The organism is Clostridium sp. UBA871, from assembly GCF_002295255.1.
Lineage (GTDB): Bacteria > Bacillota > Clostridia > Clostridiales > Clostridiaceae > Clostridium_J > Clostridium_J sulfidigenes.
Genome location: NZ_DBFV01000004.1, coordinates 829,503 through 844,653 on the forward strand (window position 1 = coordinate 829,503; position 15,151 = coordinate 844,653).

18 protein-coding genes are annotated in these 15,151 nt (G+C 29.9%); all 18 read right to left on the reverse strand.

Annotation, left to right across the window (positions count from 1 at the left end; all coding sequences use genetic code 11):
• Nucleotides 1-11: 11 nt before the first annotated feature.
• The gene (locus tag B3086_RS09990) at nucleotides 12-860 is read right to left on the reverse strand and encodes a site-2 protease family protein (RefSeq protein WP_346848391.1); all 849 of its coding nucleotides are present in this window, start codon (nucleotides 858-860) and stop codon (nucleotides 12-14) included.
• Between the two features lie 22 nt (nucleotides 861-882).
• Nucleotides 883-1,698: a M23 family metallopeptidase gene (locus tag B3086_RS09995; protein ID WP_346848390.1), complete on the reverse strand. Its 816-nt coding sequence runs from the start codon at nucleotides 1,696-1,698 to the stop codon at nucleotides 883-885.
• A gap of 237 nt (nucleotides 1,699-1,935) precedes the next feature.
• Complete coding sequence (gene mgsA / locus B3086_RS10000) at nucleotides 1,936-2,304, reverse strand: methylglyoxal synthase (protein ID WP_035128787.1); 369 nt, start codon at nucleotides 2,302-2,304, stop codon at nucleotides 1,936-1,938.
• Nucleotides 2,305-2,315: 11 nt separating this feature from the next.
• A complete protein-coding gene (rodA, locus tag B3086_RS10005; RefSeq protein WP_346848389.1) occupies nucleotides 2,316-3,422 on the reverse strand; it encodes a rod shape-determining protein RodA in 1,107 nt (368 codons plus the stop codon).
• 74 nt (nucleotides 3,423-3,496) lie between these two features.
• Nucleotides 3,497-3,766: a cell division topological specificity factor MinE gene (gene minE, locus B3086_RS10010; RefSeq protein WP_150843815.1), complete on the reverse strand. Its 270-nt coding sequence runs from the start codon at nucleotides 3,764-3,766 to the stop codon at nucleotides 3,497-3,499.
• 2 nt (nucleotides 3,767-3,768) lie between these two features.
• A complete protein-coding gene (gene minD, locus B3086_RS10015; RefSeq protein ID WP_346848388.1) occupies nucleotides 3,769-4,578 on the reverse strand; it encodes a septum site-determining protein MinD in 810 nt (269 codons plus the stop codon).
• A 16-nt stretch (nucleotides 4,579-4,594) separates the two neighbouring features.
• Nucleotides 4,595-5,227, reverse strand: a complete 633-nt coding sequence (minC, locus tag B3086_RS10020; RefSeq protein WP_346848387.1) for a septum site-determining protein MinC — start codon at nucleotides 5,225-5,227, stop codon at nucleotides 4,595-4,597.
• Between the two features lie 157 nt (nucleotides 5,228-5,384).
• A complete protein-coding gene (locus B3086_RS10025) occupies nucleotides 5,385-8,219 on the reverse strand; it encodes a penicillin-binding transpeptidase domain-containing protein (RefSeq protein ID WP_346893339.1) in 2,835 nt (944 codons plus the stop codon).
• Nucleotides 8,220-8,226: 7 nt separating this feature from the next.
• Nucleotides 8,227-8,742: a rod shape-determining protein MreD gene (gene mreD, locus B3086_RS10030; protein ID WP_346848385.1), complete on the reverse strand. Its 516-nt coding sequence runs from the start codon at nucleotides 8,740-8,742 to the stop codon at nucleotides 8,227-8,229.
• On the reverse strand, nucleotides 8,729-9,574 hold the full coding sequence (gene mreC / locus B3086_RS10035; protein ID WP_346848384.1) for a rod shape-determining protein MreC: 846 nt from the start codon (nucleotides 9,572-9,574) through the stop codon (nucleotides 8,729-8,731). Before mreC ends, mreD begins: the two co-directional genes overlap by 14 nt.
• 3 nt (nucleotides 9,575-9,577) lie before the next feature.
• Nucleotides 9,578-10,585 (reverse strand): rod shape-determining protein, encoded by a 1,008-nt coding sequence (locus tag B3086_RS10040; protein WP_346848383.1) that lies wholly within the window; start codon nucleotides 10,583-10,585, stop codon nucleotides 9,578-9,580.
• 18 nt (nucleotides 10,586-10,603) lie between these two features.
• Nucleotides 10,604-11,290: a RadC family protein gene (radC, locus tag B3086_RS10045; RefSeq protein WP_346880169.1), complete on the reverse strand. Its 687-nt coding sequence runs from the start codon at nucleotides 11,288-11,290 to the stop codon at nucleotides 10,604-10,606.
• 12 nt (nucleotides 11,291-11,302) lie between these two features.
• Nucleotides 11,303-11,878: a Maf-like protein gene (locus B3086_RS10050; RefSeq protein WP_346878631.1), complete on the reverse strand. Its 576-nt coding sequence runs from the start codon at nucleotides 11,876-11,878 to the stop codon at nucleotides 11,303-11,305.
• A gap of 9 nt (nucleotides 11,879-11,887) precedes the next feature.
• Nucleotides 11,888-12,148 (reverse strand): DUF4321 domain-containing protein, encoded by a 261-nt coding sequence (locus B3086_RS10055; protein ID WP_035128757.1) that lies wholly within the window; start codon nucleotides 12,146-12,148, stop codon nucleotides 11,888-11,890.
• Between the two features lie 207 nt (nucleotides 12,149-12,355).
• A complete protein-coding gene (locus tag B3086_RS10060) occupies nucleotides 12,356-13,120 on the reverse strand; it encodes an SPOR domain-containing protein (RefSeq protein ID WP_346848381.1) in 765 nt (254 codons plus the stop codon).
• 163 nt (nucleotides 13,121-13,283) lie between these two features.
• On the reverse strand, nucleotides 13,284-13,772 hold the full coding sequence (locus B3086_RS10065; protein WP_346848380.1) for a hypothetical protein: 489 nt from the start codon (nucleotides 13,770-13,772) through the stop codon (nucleotides 13,284-13,286).
• Nucleotides 13,773-13,841: 69 nt separating this feature from the next.
• Nucleotides 13,842-14,816, reverse strand: a complete 975-nt coding sequence (locus B3086_RS10070) for a tyrosine-type recombinase/integrase (RefSeq protein WP_346848379.1) — start codon at nucleotides 14,814-14,816, stop codon at nucleotides 13,842-13,844.
• Between the two features lie 68 nt (nucleotides 14,817-14,884).
• Entirely contained in the window at nucleotides 14,885-15,139 is a 255-nt protein-coding gene (locus tag B3086_RS10075; RefSeq protein WP_035128745.1) for an HPr family phosphocarrier protein, read from the reverse strand.
• Nucleotides 15,140-15,151 lie beyond the last annotated feature (12 nt).

Sequence of the window (15,151 nt, forward strand, 5' to 3'; positions counted from 1 at the left end):
AAGTAACTATACTATTTTTCATAGCTTTCTAGAAGTTCTTCAAGAGTTATATTTCCCAATTCCTTAATTCCATTTAATATGTCCTCTTCATATAAAACTCCTATCATGTTCATTTCATCATCAAGTACAGTAAATACATTATACTTGTTTTTATCTATTAATTCTATTAATTGTAATATATTTATTTTGTAATAAACAGAAATACTTTTATTTTCTAGGTATCCTCTACCTATTAGCTTTTCCTTTTTTTTGATGATATATCCCATTATTATATAAGCTATCCTCCCTTTTTCCTTATAGGAAATCATTAATATAAATATAGAAAAAAAGGCAAAATCTAAAACCAGTCGCTCCATGCATAATCCCATTAAAAAGATTGCTCCAAATATATATCCTATTACTATACTTATATTTAGCGCAATCTTATTAGCTTTTTTATATATGAGCTTAATATTAAGAATATCTCTTAATATACGACCTCCATCTAAAGGAAATGCTGGTATAAGATTAAATATGCCTATAACTAAATTATAATTGCAAAATTCAATAAAATTAGAATTAGAAAAATATCTGCCTAAAAAATAACTAGTTAAAGCAATTAAAAAATTCCCTATTGGACCACTTAAGGATATAATAATATCTTCCTTAGGAGTTGCCTCTTCTAGCTCCTTTAATTTTAGTGTAGTACCTATTGGTAATATATCTATAGAAAATCCTGAATAACCTAATATTCTTGCTGTTATTAAATGAATAATTTCATGGATGATTATGATTATAAAACCTATAATTAACTCACTTTTAAATCCTATAATCAATATTAAAATTATATAGGGTATTAAGTATTTGCTTATTCGTATCAATGATTTCCCCCTAATAATCTTGCTATATCATAGTTTCAAAATTAAAGCATTTCTCTGGGTTTAAAATATTTCCCATATAAAATACTTCTATACTTAATATATTGCCTTCATCTCCCTTAACTGTACCGATAACTTCTCCTGTATCAACAGCATCTCCAATTTTAACTTTGCTACCGCTTAGACCATAATATTTCATCTCAATACCATCACCATAGTCTAGGATTAAAGTAATTTCTTTTCCTTCAGTGACACTCTTTACCTTTCCTGGAAAGGATGCCTTTATATCACTTTCATTAGTTAGGCTTAAAGAAAGTCTATTATCTTTTATAGTGATTTGATTTTTATCCTTTATGGTTATCGGGTTTACATAGTTTTCTTTTATATAATTTTCTTTCTTTTCTTCAAAACTAACCATAGACTTTACTTCATTAAAAACTTCAGTTATTTTTTCTTCCTTAAATACATCCAATATATTTTTCTCTTTAAATGCTTGGACTATATTTTCCACAGTAATATTTTTTTCCTTCAATAAACCATTATTTATAATTGCTATACTCTTATCATATACCTTATTAACGTAACTGTTAGGATATGTTCTAGCGAGAAATAGTCCAGCTAGAAGAACTAGAACTATTACGCATTGAATAATCAATATATTAGCAAAGCCTTTCCCAAAAATGTTTAAATAAATGGGGAAGGTATTTCTTCTACTATTTAATTTATTGTTACTACCTTTAGTACTATTTCCACTATATTTTGTAGGTTTATACTCACTGGTTCCTGTTTGTTTTTTCATATTAGAATAATATTTTTGATAATATTCATTATAAATTCCCATAAAATATCCCCCCATAATTTATTATTACTAATTTATATATATTAAAAAAAACTAACTTTATGATGGGTATGAAAATTTATTTTCATAAGAGCATAATAAAAAAAGGCTGTCTCAGTATATGCCAATCCCAAAATAATGTTAATCATGGACTTATATTAAAGTACAAATTCAACATTTTAAAAAGATTGACAAATTGTCTTGAGACAGCTTATTTTATTAATATTATTATTAATTTTATTATCTGTTTTTTAAAGCCTTCATGAATACTTCTGCTGTACCTATATTAGTTGCAAGAGGTATACAGTGAACATCTGAGAGTCTTATAAGGGCTGTTACATCAGGTTCATGGGGTTGAGCTGTAAGAGGATCTCTTAAAAAAATTATCATATCCATATTTCCTTCTGCAAGTCTTGCTCCTATTTGTTGGTCGCCGCCTAAGGGGCCTGATAAAAATCTATATATAGGAAGACCAACTATTTCATTTATAAGTTTCCCTGTAGTGCCTGTAGCATAAAGTTCATGATCCTTTAGCACATCCTTATATCTTTTAGCAAAATCAATGATGTCATCCTTCTTTTTATCGTGTGCAACCAATGCAACTCTCATTTAAATCACTCCTAAAAATTAATTTTATTCTTTCTCATACCTATATTTAAAGCTAATCCTAAAGATATAAAATAAGTTAACATAGAACTTCCACCATAACTAACAAAAGGTAATGTTATACCTGATATAGGAAGTAATCCAATGGTCATCCCGATATTTTGAATTATTGAAAATAGTATAGATGCTATTACACCTACCACTATAATACCTCCAGCTATATCTTTTGAGTTCTTTGCTATATTTATAAGTTTGCATAAAAGTATTCCATATAACATCATAAGTACTAGAGCGCCAACTAATCCCCATTCTTCACCTAATACAGCAAAGATAAAGTCTGTATGGTTTTCTGGTACAAACTTATATTGTTTTCCATTCATAAATCCCATACCAAATATTCCACCAGAACCTATGGCTATTTTAGATTGAATTAACTGCATCCCTTCTGTTTGTGCATAGTCTTCCGGGTTAATAACTGCTAAAAACCTTAATTTCCAATATGGTTTCATAAAAGGTGAATAAAAGAATCCTACAACAGCAGCTGTTAATGCAGTAAGTCCTCCAACTATGACCTTCCAATTTAAGTTTGCTACAATCACTATACCTAACATTATAAAAAATGAAACCATGGTAAGTCCCATATCTGGTTGTATTACAATTAGTATCACTGGAATTGCTGCATAAAATAAAACCTTAAAAAATGTTTTTAAATTATTTATATCCCCTTCAGCATCTTCTATAACCTTTGCAACCATAAGAATCATACCTATTTTGGCAAACTCTCCAGGTTGAATGGCTCTATTTCCTATTTGAATCCATGCATTAGCTCCATTTACCGCTTTACCGGTTATATCATTGAAAAGCAAAAGTATAACCGCTGCCCAATATATAACAGGGGCATAATTTAAAAGTTGAACATAGTCTAAAGTTAATATGAAGTATATAGTTATCATACCTACAATCATCCAAGCAAATTGAAGCATGGCATACTTAGCTCCAATGGCAGAGTAAATATTAACTATACCAAAGGCTACAATTAAAAATACTACAATTAAAATACTAAAATCTATATTTTTAATTAACTTATCATTAATTTTAAATTTTTCTAATAATTTATTCATTTGCATCTCCCTCCATACCTGTTCCTATTATATCATAACAAGGAAAAAAAGCTATGAAAACATAGCTTTTTTGATTACCTTCTCTTAACTTTTTTAATAGGTATACTAGCCACTAAAGCTGGGGAGTTCCCATCATATTCATCACTAGTAGTTATTCTTATTTCAATCTCTTCTCCACTTTCAATTTCTGCATAATTAGATATAGTCTTAAGCAACTCCATTTTAATATTCTCTAAAAAATCTGGCGAAACGGTAGCTCTATCATGGACTAGAATAAGTTTTAATCTATCTGCAGCAATATCCTTTGAAGATACTTTGCTTGAAAAAATTTTAAACAAGTCCATATCTAATTTCTACCTCCTCCAAATAATTTTTTTATTGCACCCATAAATCCTTTTTGACCGTATAATTCATTAAAATCTAGGAATGGTACTTCTTCTCCTAAAATTCTACTTCCTATATTCTTAAAGGCTTGACCAGCATAAGCAGAACTGTCTAACACTATAGGCTCACCTTTATTAGTAGATATGGTTACTTTTCTATCATCTGGAACTACCCCTATAACTTTAATAGCTAAACACTCCTTTATATCTTCTATAGTCAACATTTCCCCATTCTTAGCCATATCAAAGTTCATTCTGTTAACTATAAGTTCCTGTCTTTCTATCCCTTTCGCATCTAATTTTCCAATAACCCTATCTGCATCTCTGACAGATGTGATTTCTGGATTTACAACAACAATAGCCCAGTCTGCCCCTACAATGGCATTTTCAAAACCTTGTTCAATACCCGCAGGACAGTCTAAAATTACATAATCAAACTCTTGTTTTAACTGGGTTACTACTCTTAACATTTCATTTATATCTACATCATTTTTATCTCTTGTTTGTGCTGTTGGAAGAAGAAATAAATTGTTAAACCTCTTATCTTTTATAAGTGCTTGTTTCAATCTACACTTTTCTTCAATAACATCAACTAATGTAAATACCACTCTATTTTCAAGTCCCATGAGAACATCTAAGTTTCTTAATCCTGTATCTCCATCGATAACAACTACTTTTTTATCCATTGATGCTAAAGCTGTACCTATGTTTGCTGTAGTAGTAGTTTTTCCTACTCCACCTTTCCCAGATGTTATAACTATAGCCTCTCCCATTTACTAATACCTCCGATTAAATATATTTATTTATTGAATATGGTTCTAAAACAATATTTCCATTTTTAATTCTTGCCAATTCTGGATACCTAGGTTTGTCCATATCTTCTGGAGATCTAGTGATAAGATCAGCAATTTGCATTATTTGTGGTGTTAATGCAAAGGCTGCTATTATAGCACCATTATTACCATTAATCCCAGCATACACACTACCTTTAACAGAGCCTAATACCACTATATTTCCTGCGGCATATACCTCTGCTCCAGAATTAACATCTCCTACAATAACTATGTTTCCTGAATATTCAAATCTTTGACCACTTCTTATAGTTTTTCTGACAAATTTAGTTTTTCCTTCATGTATACCATTAAAAACCTTTTTATTACTATCTTCTAAATTTATAAAGGAGCAATCCTTTATCATAAATTCCGTTGATAAAAAGTCTCTTATTGCTCTTAAATCTCTAGATTCCAACTGCCTCATATCTACAGTTATTTTAATGGAGGCACCCTTATAGAACCTTCTACCCTTTCGAAGCTTTACTCTCAATGCTTCAATTAAGCTTTCTATAGAGCTAAAGAGTTTAATATTTACAACTAAATTAAGTCCATCTTTTTCGCCTTTAAATTTTATACCATCATCTTGCATATGCAACCTCCACATATCGAGATATTCTTACTATTTCAACGTATAGAGCCTAAATTCCTTCTTTATATTGAGAAAAAATAATTTTTTTGTTGAAATACTTATTATATAACAATATTCCTTTAAAAAAATAACAAATGGATTACCATTTGTTATTTTTTTATTTATATTTAAATTCATAATTAGGATTAGTTTTTAATATCTGTTCCTTAAAATAAGCTTCAAACATTGCCTTGGCAATAGTTCCATCACCATGAGCAGCATCGAATACTATAGAACATACTACAATCTCTGGATTATCATAGGGTGCAAACCCTACATATACAGAGGCTGCATCCCTTCCAAGGGGCTTTTGCAGATCATAAGTTACAACGTTAGACGTACCGGTTTTACCTCCAGTAGGTATAGGAAACCCTTGGAATACAGCTGAAGTTGTACCATTTTCTCCTCGAGTAACCTTTCCCATTCCCTCTTTAATAATTTCAATATTTGCCTTATTGAAACTAGCTTTACTTATAACCTTTGGTTCTATATCTTCTATAACTTCTTTAGTCTTACTATCAATAATTTTATCAACTAGCTTTACTTCATATCTTTCTCCACCATTTAAAAGGGTAGCAAGATAACTAGCTAATTGTAATGGCGTAAATTGATTCATACCTTGACCTATGGATGCATCATAGGCATTACCTGGCGACTTTATATATGAATGCGCATCATTTACACAATAGAACATTGCTAGAGCAATATTTTCTATATCTGCTTCAGAATATCCTAAGGCTTTTATAGTCTCATTAGTATTAATTATATCTTGAATTAAAGGTTTAAATCTTTCTAGGATATCATCAGAGGTAGACATCTCTTCTTTTTTTATTTCTTCTCTAATTACATCTACTAAAGTCTTTTTCTTAGAATTGGTAAGTTTTATTTGCTCTAGTTCTTTACCTGTTCCAATCTCCTCTTGCTGTACAATGTCAAAAGGCTTATAATGAGATGCTGCATTCATAGAACTAATCCCTTTTTGTAAGTCTTCAGCCATTCGATTTATAAATGTATTGGCTTGAACATTTTTATTTGATTCATAATTGTATATTTGACCAAAATTTTCTTCAATTTCTATACCAGTAGAAGCTTTTAAATCGCTACCTTGTGGTAATCCTAGTCCTAGTTGCCAACCATATTTTGCTATTAAATCTAAAGCATTTTTAGGATTTTTCATTCCACCACCCTTTGTAAAAAGGCGATCTGCCACATCAAAGAAAAAATAGTTACAAGAAACTTCCAATGCTTCTTTAACATTAATTCGACCATGGGAACCATGTTGCTTATTCATATTCCATATCCAACAAGATCCTCCATATCCGTATTTCCCATATATACCATCATCTAAAATCTCAGTATCCCCAGTAATAATACCTTCCTCTAGCCCTGCAAGAGCGGTAACTGGCTTGAAGGTAGATCCTGGTGGAACTAATGATAATGTTCCGTAATTATAAAAAGGTTTAGGGAAAATATCATATCTATCTTCTCTTCTTGTAGTATTTCCTGGTATACTTTTATCTATTGGGAACATTTTTTCTAGCAATAATTGTTCTCTTTCTGCTAAACTTAAAGTTAATTCTTTATCTGTTAAAATACCACCTTTACTTGCAAGCCCTCTTTTTTTAATATACTCTTTTCCCATAGCTTCTAAATCTGGGTTAAAGTATTGTTGTGACAATTCAGTAGTTAATTTCCCAGGGTCAGTAAATATATTAGGATCAAAACCAGGTCTACTAACAAGTGCTAAAACTTCCCCCTTAGTACTTATGGCTACTGCTGCTCCTCTAGTGGCATTAGTACTATCTCCATAATAATTTTTTCCACTCTTTTGAAGATTAGTCATCACTTCATCTAGTGCCTTTTCTGCAGCTCTTTGTACATCCATATCAATATTTAATTGCACAGTTTTTCCTTGATAAGCTTCTACCTGTCCCAGAGTTCTAACTCTACGCCCCTGCTTATTAATTTCTATACTCTCTTGTCCCTTAGTTCCCTTTAAATAGGATTCATAGGCTGATTCAATACCTGCTTTTCCTATGTCATCAGTACTTACATCATAACCCTTTTCTTCATATTTTTCTTGTTCCCAAGGGTTAATTTGAGACATATACCCTAGAAATGCGGAACCTAACTCTCCATTAGGATAAGCTCTCATAGGCTGAGTATCAACTATTATACCTGGCATATCTGGTTGTAGTTGCTCAAATACAAAGGCAGTTTCTTGATCTAATGTATTTGCAATTACTACTGGGCTATACCCTGAAAAACTTTGCATCTTCATAGCATCTTTTAATAGTAAAAATCTTCTTCTTTCATGAAGAGTTAACTCATAGTACCTATCTACACCATAATCTTTCTCTAAAGTCTTATAGGCTTCTTCTGCAGTTATCTGTAATAACAAAACATCCATATAATTTTTTTGTTCATCTGTAAGCTCTGAAACCTTCTTACCCTCACCATATTCTTTCTTTACTACCTTCTCTAAAAAACCTCTATCCTTTTTAAATCTAAGCTCTAGCCATTTCCTACTTGATTCATCGGTAGCTTTGAAGTTATATTCTAGTTTTCCTTCATTATTTATAATTATAGGAAATTCATCTACGACTGGTATTTGCTTTTTATCTAATATTTCAAAAACTCTAGACATAGTTTTAAAGAAATACTTTTTACTTTCTTCTGTCTCACTAAATTGTAATACATAATTTTGTATACTTTCGGCAAAAACTTTACCATTTCTATCTACTATATCTCCTCTAGCTGCTGCAACGGATACTGTTTTATATTTATTGCTATTTGCTCTTTCTCTATAATCCTCTACCATTACTATTTGTAAAAAAAGTAATCTTGAAGTAATTCCAATGAAGATAACTGCCATAGCTATATAAAATAAATTATATCTTGAAAAACTTTTTTTATTCTTTTTATTTCTAATTATTCTTTTATTTTTTTTCATACTTTTTTTAGAATCTCCATTCCTTTTTTATAGTTTTGGTTTCACTAAACTTAAGTATAATCCTATATATCAGTAAAGCTATTATCATCTCATAAATAGCTTTATATATGATTAAGTGTAAAAAATTATTACTAGCTCCTATTAATATAAATATAGCAAAAATAGCAATACTCTTTAGTAAACTTAGTAGAAATGTTGAAAAAATAGGTATTATAACCTTATCCTTGAAAATTCCTTTTCCAATTTTAGCTGCCATTAAACAAATTAACATGTTTATTAACATGTTAATTCCCATGACTCCCGGAAAATAAATATCTTGAAGAATCCCTGTTATAACACCAATAATTGTTGCTTCATCATATCCATTTATTATGGAATAACAAACTATAAATACAAAAAGAACGCTTGGATATATATTTTTAATAGCAAAAAAAGTTATAATGGTATTATCAAAAATAAAAAGAATGGTGATTATTAAAAATAAATATAATATTTTTTTAAATTTATTATTAGTTTTTAACATCTCTTTTTTCCTTTGGCACTATAATTACAAGTTGCTCTACCTTATTAAAATCTACTGCAGGCTTCACAATTGCACTCTTTACAACCTTTGCTCTATCCTCATAAATTTCTAGAACTTCTCCTATTTTAATTCCTTTTGGATATATGCCACCTAGTCCAGAGGTTAGTATAGTGTCCCCTTCTTTAATTTTTGAATCTAAGGAAAGTCCTGTAATTTCCGTAAGAAATTTATCTTCATTTCCCTTATAACCCTTTACAATACCATTACTTTCTTCAGTGCTCAATACATATCCTGCTACAGCCATATTCTCATTACAAATAGATTGAACTATACTCCAATTACTACCAACACTAGTAACTTGACCAACTAGTCCTTCTCCTTCCAATGCAATCATACCTTTTTCTATTCCATCTTTTTCGCCTTTATTGATTACATATCCATCCAAAAAATTATTTCCAACTAAACCCAAAATATCTACACCTATATAATTATACTGACCATTTGCATCAGCAAAGTTTAACATGCCTCTAAGTCTGTCATTTTCTTTTCTTAAAATATCATTTTGAATAGCATTAAATTTCAACTTCTCATTTTGTTTTTTTAACTCATCATTTTCACTTTTTATATTTCCTATATTAAGTACTAAACTAAAAGAACTTTTTATTTTACTACCTATTTTATAAACAACACCTTGAACAGAGTTTATAGCACTTCCTACACCATTTTCCACCATGGACATCTTGTCTTTTTGAACTGAATAACCAATTAACCCCAAAAAGGACACTGACAGTAGTATAACTATTACTGCCAGCTTATTCTTGAATATCTTCATTTTTTATCTTCTACTCATAATATCTACATTATCTAATGCTTTTCCAGTTCCTACAGCTACACAATCTAATGGTATTTCTGCTATATTTACTGGCATATGGGTTTCATGGGCTATTAGTGCATCTAATCCTTTTAATAAGGCTCCTCCACCTGTAAGCATTATACCTTTATCCATAATATCTGCTGCAAGTTCTGGTGGTGTTTTTTCTAGTGTTGTTTTTATAGCCTCTATAATAGAGTATACAGGTTCTCTTAAAGCTTCTCTTACTTCATCTTCACCTATTTCCACTACTTTAGGAAGACCACTTATTAAATCTCTTCCTCTAATTTGCATATTCTCTGCCTTTTCTTCTACCTCGTAAGCTGAACCTAATTGTATTTTTATATTTTCCGAAGTTCTCTCACCAATCATTAAGTTATATTGTTTTTTTATGTATGCTATAATTGCTTGATCTAATTCATCACCTGCAACTCTTAATGACATACTTGTAACAACTCCACCTAAAGATATTATTGCTACTTCTGTAGTACCTCCACCGATATCTACAACCATGCTTCCTGTAGGTTCTCCAACTGGAAGTCCAGCACCTATAGCCGCTGCCATTGGTTCTTCTAATAATCCAACTTCTCTAGCTCCAGCACTCTTAGTTGCTTCTTCAATCGCTCTCTTCTCTACTTCAGTTACCCCAGATGGGAAACAAACTACGATTCTTGGACTTTTAAAGGAATTTTTACCTCCAACTTTTTCAATAAAATGTCTAAGCATTTTTTCAGTTACATCAAAATCTGCTATAACTCCATCTTTCATTGGTCTTATAGCTACAATATTTCCTGGTGTTCTACCTATCATATTTTTAGCTTCATTACCTACAGCTAAAACTTTTCCTGTATTTTTATTTATTGCTACAACGGAAGGTTCTCTAAGTACGATACCTTTTCCTTTAATATATACTAATGTGTTTGCAGTTCCTAAATCTATTCCAATGTCTCTAGTACTTCCAAAAAAACCCATAAAAACTCTCCTCTCAATCTATATAATACCTTTTTCTTTTAAGCTTATATAAGCTTCGTTACCAATAATAATATGATCTAAAACTTCAATTCCTAGTAATGTTCCACACTCCTTTAGTCTTTTAGTTATTAGTATATCCTCTTTGCTAGGTGTTGGATCACCTGATGGATGATTGTGACACAATATCACTGATGCACTACTAAGCTTTATAGCTTCTATAAAGACTTCTCTCGGATGAACAATGGAACTATTTAAATTTCCTATAGAAATATCTTTAACTGATATAATTATGTTTTTAGTATTTAACATAATTAGCTTAAAATATTCTTTTTTTAAACCTTTCATTTGTCTCATCATATAATTAGACACATCTTTAGGACTACTTACAATATGCTCTTCACCGGATTTAAAAGAATTAAATCTGGTAGCTAGCTCTGCAAGGGCTAAAACTTGAGTAGCTTTAACCTCCCCTATTCCTTTTACCTGCTTTAAATCATTAATACTGGGGCTGAAAATTCCATTTATGCCTCCACAATGAGATAATAACCTATCACATAGATTTAAAACACTATCTTCCTTTGTTCCAGTCCTCAATATAAGGGCTAAAAGTTCAGAATTAGACAGGTATTCTGCCCCATACCTTAACATTTTTTCTCTAGGTCTTTCATTTTTAGGTAAATCTTTAATCTTTAATTTATAGTTCATAAACTAACTCCTTTATTGATTTACCCCCATCTCCCTTAGTGATAAATATAAAGTATTTAAAGGCAATCCTACTACATTGTAATAACAGCCATTAATATTCTCCACAAAAATAGCAGCATTATCTTGTATCCCATAGGCACCAGCTTTACCATTACATTGACCTGATTCAATATACCTAAGTATCATATCCTCAGATAGGTTCATAAATTTAACTTCAGTACAAACGCTTTTTCTTATTAATTCCTTGGTTTTACTGTTTATTAAAACTAGCCCGGAATAAACTTTATGTACATTTCCACTGAGTGACCTTAGCATTTCAAATGCATCTTTATCATTTATTGGTTTCCCAAGAATTTTCCCATTTAAATATACTACAGTATCACAGCCTATGACAATACTATCTTTCTGCACTTTATTCAAAATATTTCTAGCTTTTCCTTCAGCTAAATCACACACATGTTTATCTATATCACCTTGAAATTCAACAGAATACTCATCAAAGTTACTAATCTCTATTTTAAAATTATCTACTAACCTTTTTAATAATTCCTGTCTTCTTGGTGATGCAGAAGCTAATACTATATCCATAACTTCCTCCTAGAATCTCTTAAATAATACTATTGCTAAAACCATACCTACTATAGCCATTAAATTCAAACCAAATCCTAGTCCAAAAGTTAATTCTAAGACCTTTAAATCAATGACTAAAGGATTTTTTAATCCTATAAAGTAGTTTTTTCCTAAAAAATCTAAGGCTTTAAAAGTATTTCCTAAAAATTCTCCAATAAAGCTTCCAGAAATAGCCCCCAGAAGAGTTATAAATACATACTCTTTAGCGGTTTTATATGATTTTCCCATAAAAAACATCCCCCAGTATATTTAAAATGTGCAATATACTATTTGTATTAACCAATATAACATTTTATATCTAATATAGTGTAACATTTAATATTTTTTTACACAAGACTATAACAAATTTTTTAAACTTTTTTTATAAATTAAGGCTATCTGTGAACTTTTGTTCACAGATAGCCTTATATCAACTTATTAAAAATAATATATACCTTATTTTTTAAACTTTATTAGCTGGTCATAAACATATTTTAATACTTCTCCATCCTTATTTTTATCTACTTCATCTGGAAGAGCCTTTATATATTCCTTCAAAGAATTAACTTCATTGTATTGTTTCATGTTCTCATCTATTTTCTCCAATCCATCTATCCACTTTTTAAGTTCACTGGTATTAATAGATTTTACACCACTTTCTGAAGTCTTATTTACAACTTGCAACAAACTATCTACAATTTCACAAAATTGTTTTGTAGAATTATCTTCCATAGGTATATTTATAGTTACTTTAGTATTATCTATTCCCTTTTCTTTTAATATTGAAGCTCCATTTTCTATGTTTTTATCAGAATACATTCCAAAATACACCTTAGATAGCTCTCCCTCTTGCCCTATAAAAGGATTACCAAAGGCTGATAATTTATTTAATGTTTCATTAGCGTTACTTTTAACTTTAAATACACCACACTGTAGTATATAAAAATTATATTCTGACACAGCTTTTTCTTCCTTTATTCCAGTTGAATTTCCTTCTTCCTTTACTTCACTTTTACCAGGTACTTTACCACTATTTTGTTGTTGTTCAGAATTATTTATATCTATACCCTTAATAAAGCCTATTTTACCTGAGTCTTTAAGTACAAATTTAAATATAAAAGTTCCTAATAGTAATGCCAAAAGTAAGGTTATAGCTAAATAAAATAAAAAACTGTTACTACTCTTTGGTTTAGATTTAATATTGTATCTTGTGTACTTCATTTTATACCCCCATTTCTAATTAATAAACATTAATTTATAATTTAAAATTTAAACCTTAAAATAATGTGTCCTATTAATTTATATATATAATTAAAGGTAAATATTACTATATAATTTATTATAAAAATTAAAAAAATCGACATAGTCGATTTTTTTATTCATGTTATTCATTATAACGAATTGATAGCCTTACTACTCTTCTAATAAATTTTTTTGCCTTGTCATAAGGCATTCCATTAACTTCTAAAAATTTGAATACTCCTAGATTATTTCTTTCTATGGATTTAATAACTTTTTCTATCCTCATAAGTTCATCATTATTATCTTCTTTTGATGAAACCGGTGTAGAATTAAAGTCTTTTTCATCATCAAAGTCTTTCAATAATCTATTTCCATTCTCCTCTACATATCTCTCTACATCATCTTCAAAGTCTTCATCTAAATAAGTCTCCGCAGGAATATCTATGTCCTCATTAGTTTCTTTTAAATCTATAACTTGAGCCAGCTCTTTTTGCATTGGATGTATAAAATTATTTCTTGGCATTATTCCCATCATACCACATACAGATATGAAATCTTTCATTTCATCGGGCAAAGAATTATGTGTCATAGGCGCCAAGGGTACAAATTCATATTCATTATCAAAAGCCATGAACATACCTCCATTTTTTATATTACATTAAAAATGTATGCCTTTAGCCTCTAATAAATTCCTATAACTTTATATTATATCCATATTATCTCCTGGATTATCTTTAAGCTTGTCTATAGAGTGAACATATCTATTGGTAGTAGCAATACTACTATGAGCTGCAAATTCTCTAACTTTTTCTATGGTAGCTCCTTGAGTAATGGCCATAGTTATAGCTGTATGTCTAGTGGAGTGAACTTTTAATTTTTTATTTATATTGCACTTACTACATATATTTTTAAGCATATAGTTTAAAGTACTAGGATTTAACTTCTCTCCATTTCTATTATTAGAGGAGTGTCCTATAAATAAATAACTATTGTTATACTCTTCTTTATCTCTTCCTGTAACTAAAATGTATTTTTCAATTAAACTTTTCACCTTAGGTTGAAGCTTTACTAAATCTTTTTTATTTCCTTTTCTAGTGACTTCTATAACATCATACTCTCCATACTTTTTTATATGACATATTTTTATATTTATCATTTCTGATTTTCTTAGTGCAGTGGTGAGTGCTAATGCTAATATAGCTTTATTCCTAAGTCCTAGTACAGTTGTAGTATCAATACTTCCCAGTAAAATCTTACTTTCTTCCTCAGTCAAAAATTCTGTAACTTTATTAGTTACAATAGGTTTTTCTTCCTTCACATTAGCAAAAGGATTATACTTAATAATTCTTATATCACTGTAATTATCTTCATACTTCATAAGCCACTTATAAAGAGCAGAAAGCGATGATATCTTTCTATTAATAGTTGCAGAAGATAATCCTTGATTTTGCAAATCAAGGATAAATTTTTGAACATGAAATATATTTATTTCTCTTATATTTTCTATGGTTATTTCAGTTACATCAGACTTATTATAAAAATCCTTTATGTCTTTCTCATAGCTAATAGCTGTATATTTACTTCTTCCACCCTTAATATCTAGGAAGCATTGAATAAAATGTTTATTTTTTTCTAAATAAAGTTCCTTTTTACTATGTAATATTATTTCATTCATAAAATCCTCCTCCTTTACAAAGGCTACTATAGAACAAAAGAACTGCCTAAGCAGTTCTTTTATTTGAATTATAATCCTTCTACAGTAGAAATGATTTCTGTAAGTGCAAGTTCCTCATCAGTTCCGTTAGTTATAATTTTTACTGTATATCCCTTATTAACTCCTAAGGATAATACTCCAATGAGACTTTTTGCATTAGCTCCTTTACCATTACATTCTATAGTAACTTCACACTTAAAAGTAGTAGCCTTTTGAACTAATAAAGTTGCTGGTCTTGCATGCAATCCCTGTGGATTATTAATGATTATTTCCTTTGTTAGCATATTATCACCTCA

What these genes read in the sequence shown, in the direction of transcription:
- minC (WP_346848387.1), bottom strand. Translation starts at nt 5,227, where the DNA reads ATGCAAGATGATGGTATAAAATTTAAAGGCGAAAAAGATGGACTTAAT.
- B3086_RS10050 (WP_346878631.1), bottom strand. Translation starts at nt 11,878, where the DNA reads ATGGATATAGTATTAGCTTCTGCATCACCAAGAAGACAGGAATTATTA.
- B3086_RS10060 (WP_346848381.1), bottom strand. Translation starts at nt 13,120, where the DNA reads ATGAAGTACACAAGATACAATATTAAATCTAAACCAAAGAGTAGTAAC.
- mgsA (WP_035128787.1), bottom strand. Translation starts at nt 2,304, where the DNA reads ATGAGAGTTGCATTGGTTGCACACGATAAAAAGAAGGATGACATCATT.
- mreC (WP_346848384.1), bottom strand. Translation starts at nt 9,574, where the DNA reads ATGAAGATATTCAAGAATAAGCTGGCAGTAATAGTTATACTACTGTCA.
- B3086_RS10025 (WP_346893339.1), bottom strand. Translation starts at nt 8,219, where the DNA reads ATGAAAAAAAATAAAAGAATAATTAGAAATAAAAAGAATAAAAAAAGT.
- minD (WP_346848388.1), bottom strand. Translation starts at nt 4,578, where the DNA reads ATGGGAGAGGCTATAGTTATAACATCTGGGAAAGGTGGAGTAGGAAAA.
- B3086_RS10075 (WP_035128745.1), bottom strand. Translation starts at nt 15,139, where the DNA reads ATGCTAACAAAGGAAATAATCATTAATAATCCACAGGGATTGCATGCA.
- mreD (WP_346848385.1), bottom strand. Translation starts at nt 8,742, where the DNA reads ATGTTAAAAACTAATAATAAATTTAAAAAAATATTATATTTATTTTTA.
- B3086_RS10040 (WP_346848383.1), bottom strand. Translation starts at nt 10,585, where the DNA reads ATGGGTTTTTTTGGAAGTACTAGAGACATTGGAATAGATTTAGGAACT.
- minE (WP_150843815.1), bottom strand. Translation starts at nt 3,766, where the DNA reads ATGGACTTGTTTAAAATTTTTTCAAGCAAAGTATCTTCAAAGGATATT.
- B3086_RS10055 (WP_035128757.1), bottom strand. Translation starts at nt 12,148, where the DNA reads ATGGGAAAATCATATAAAACCGCTAAAGAGTATGTATTTATAACTCTT.
- B3086_RS10070 (WP_346848379.1), bottom strand. Translation starts at nt 14,816, where the DNA reads ATGAATGAAATAATATTACATAGTAAAAAGGAACTTTATTTAGAAAAA.
- B3086_RS10065 (WP_346848380.1), bottom strand. Translation starts at nt 13,772, where the DNA reads ATGGCTTTTGATAATGAATATGAATTTGTACCCTTGGCGCCTATGACA.
- radC (WP_346880169.1), bottom strand. Translation starts at nt 11,290, where the DNA reads ATGAACTATAAATTAAAGATTAAAGATTTACCTAAAAATGAAAGACCT.
- rodA (WP_346848389.1), bottom strand. Translation starts at nt 3,422, where the DNA reads ATGAATAAATTATTAGAAAAATTTAAAATTAATGATAAGTTAATTAAA.
- B3086_RS09995 (WP_346848390.1), bottom strand. Translation starts at nt 1,698, where the DNA reads ATGGGAATTTATAATGAATATTATCAAAAATATTATTCTAATATGAAA.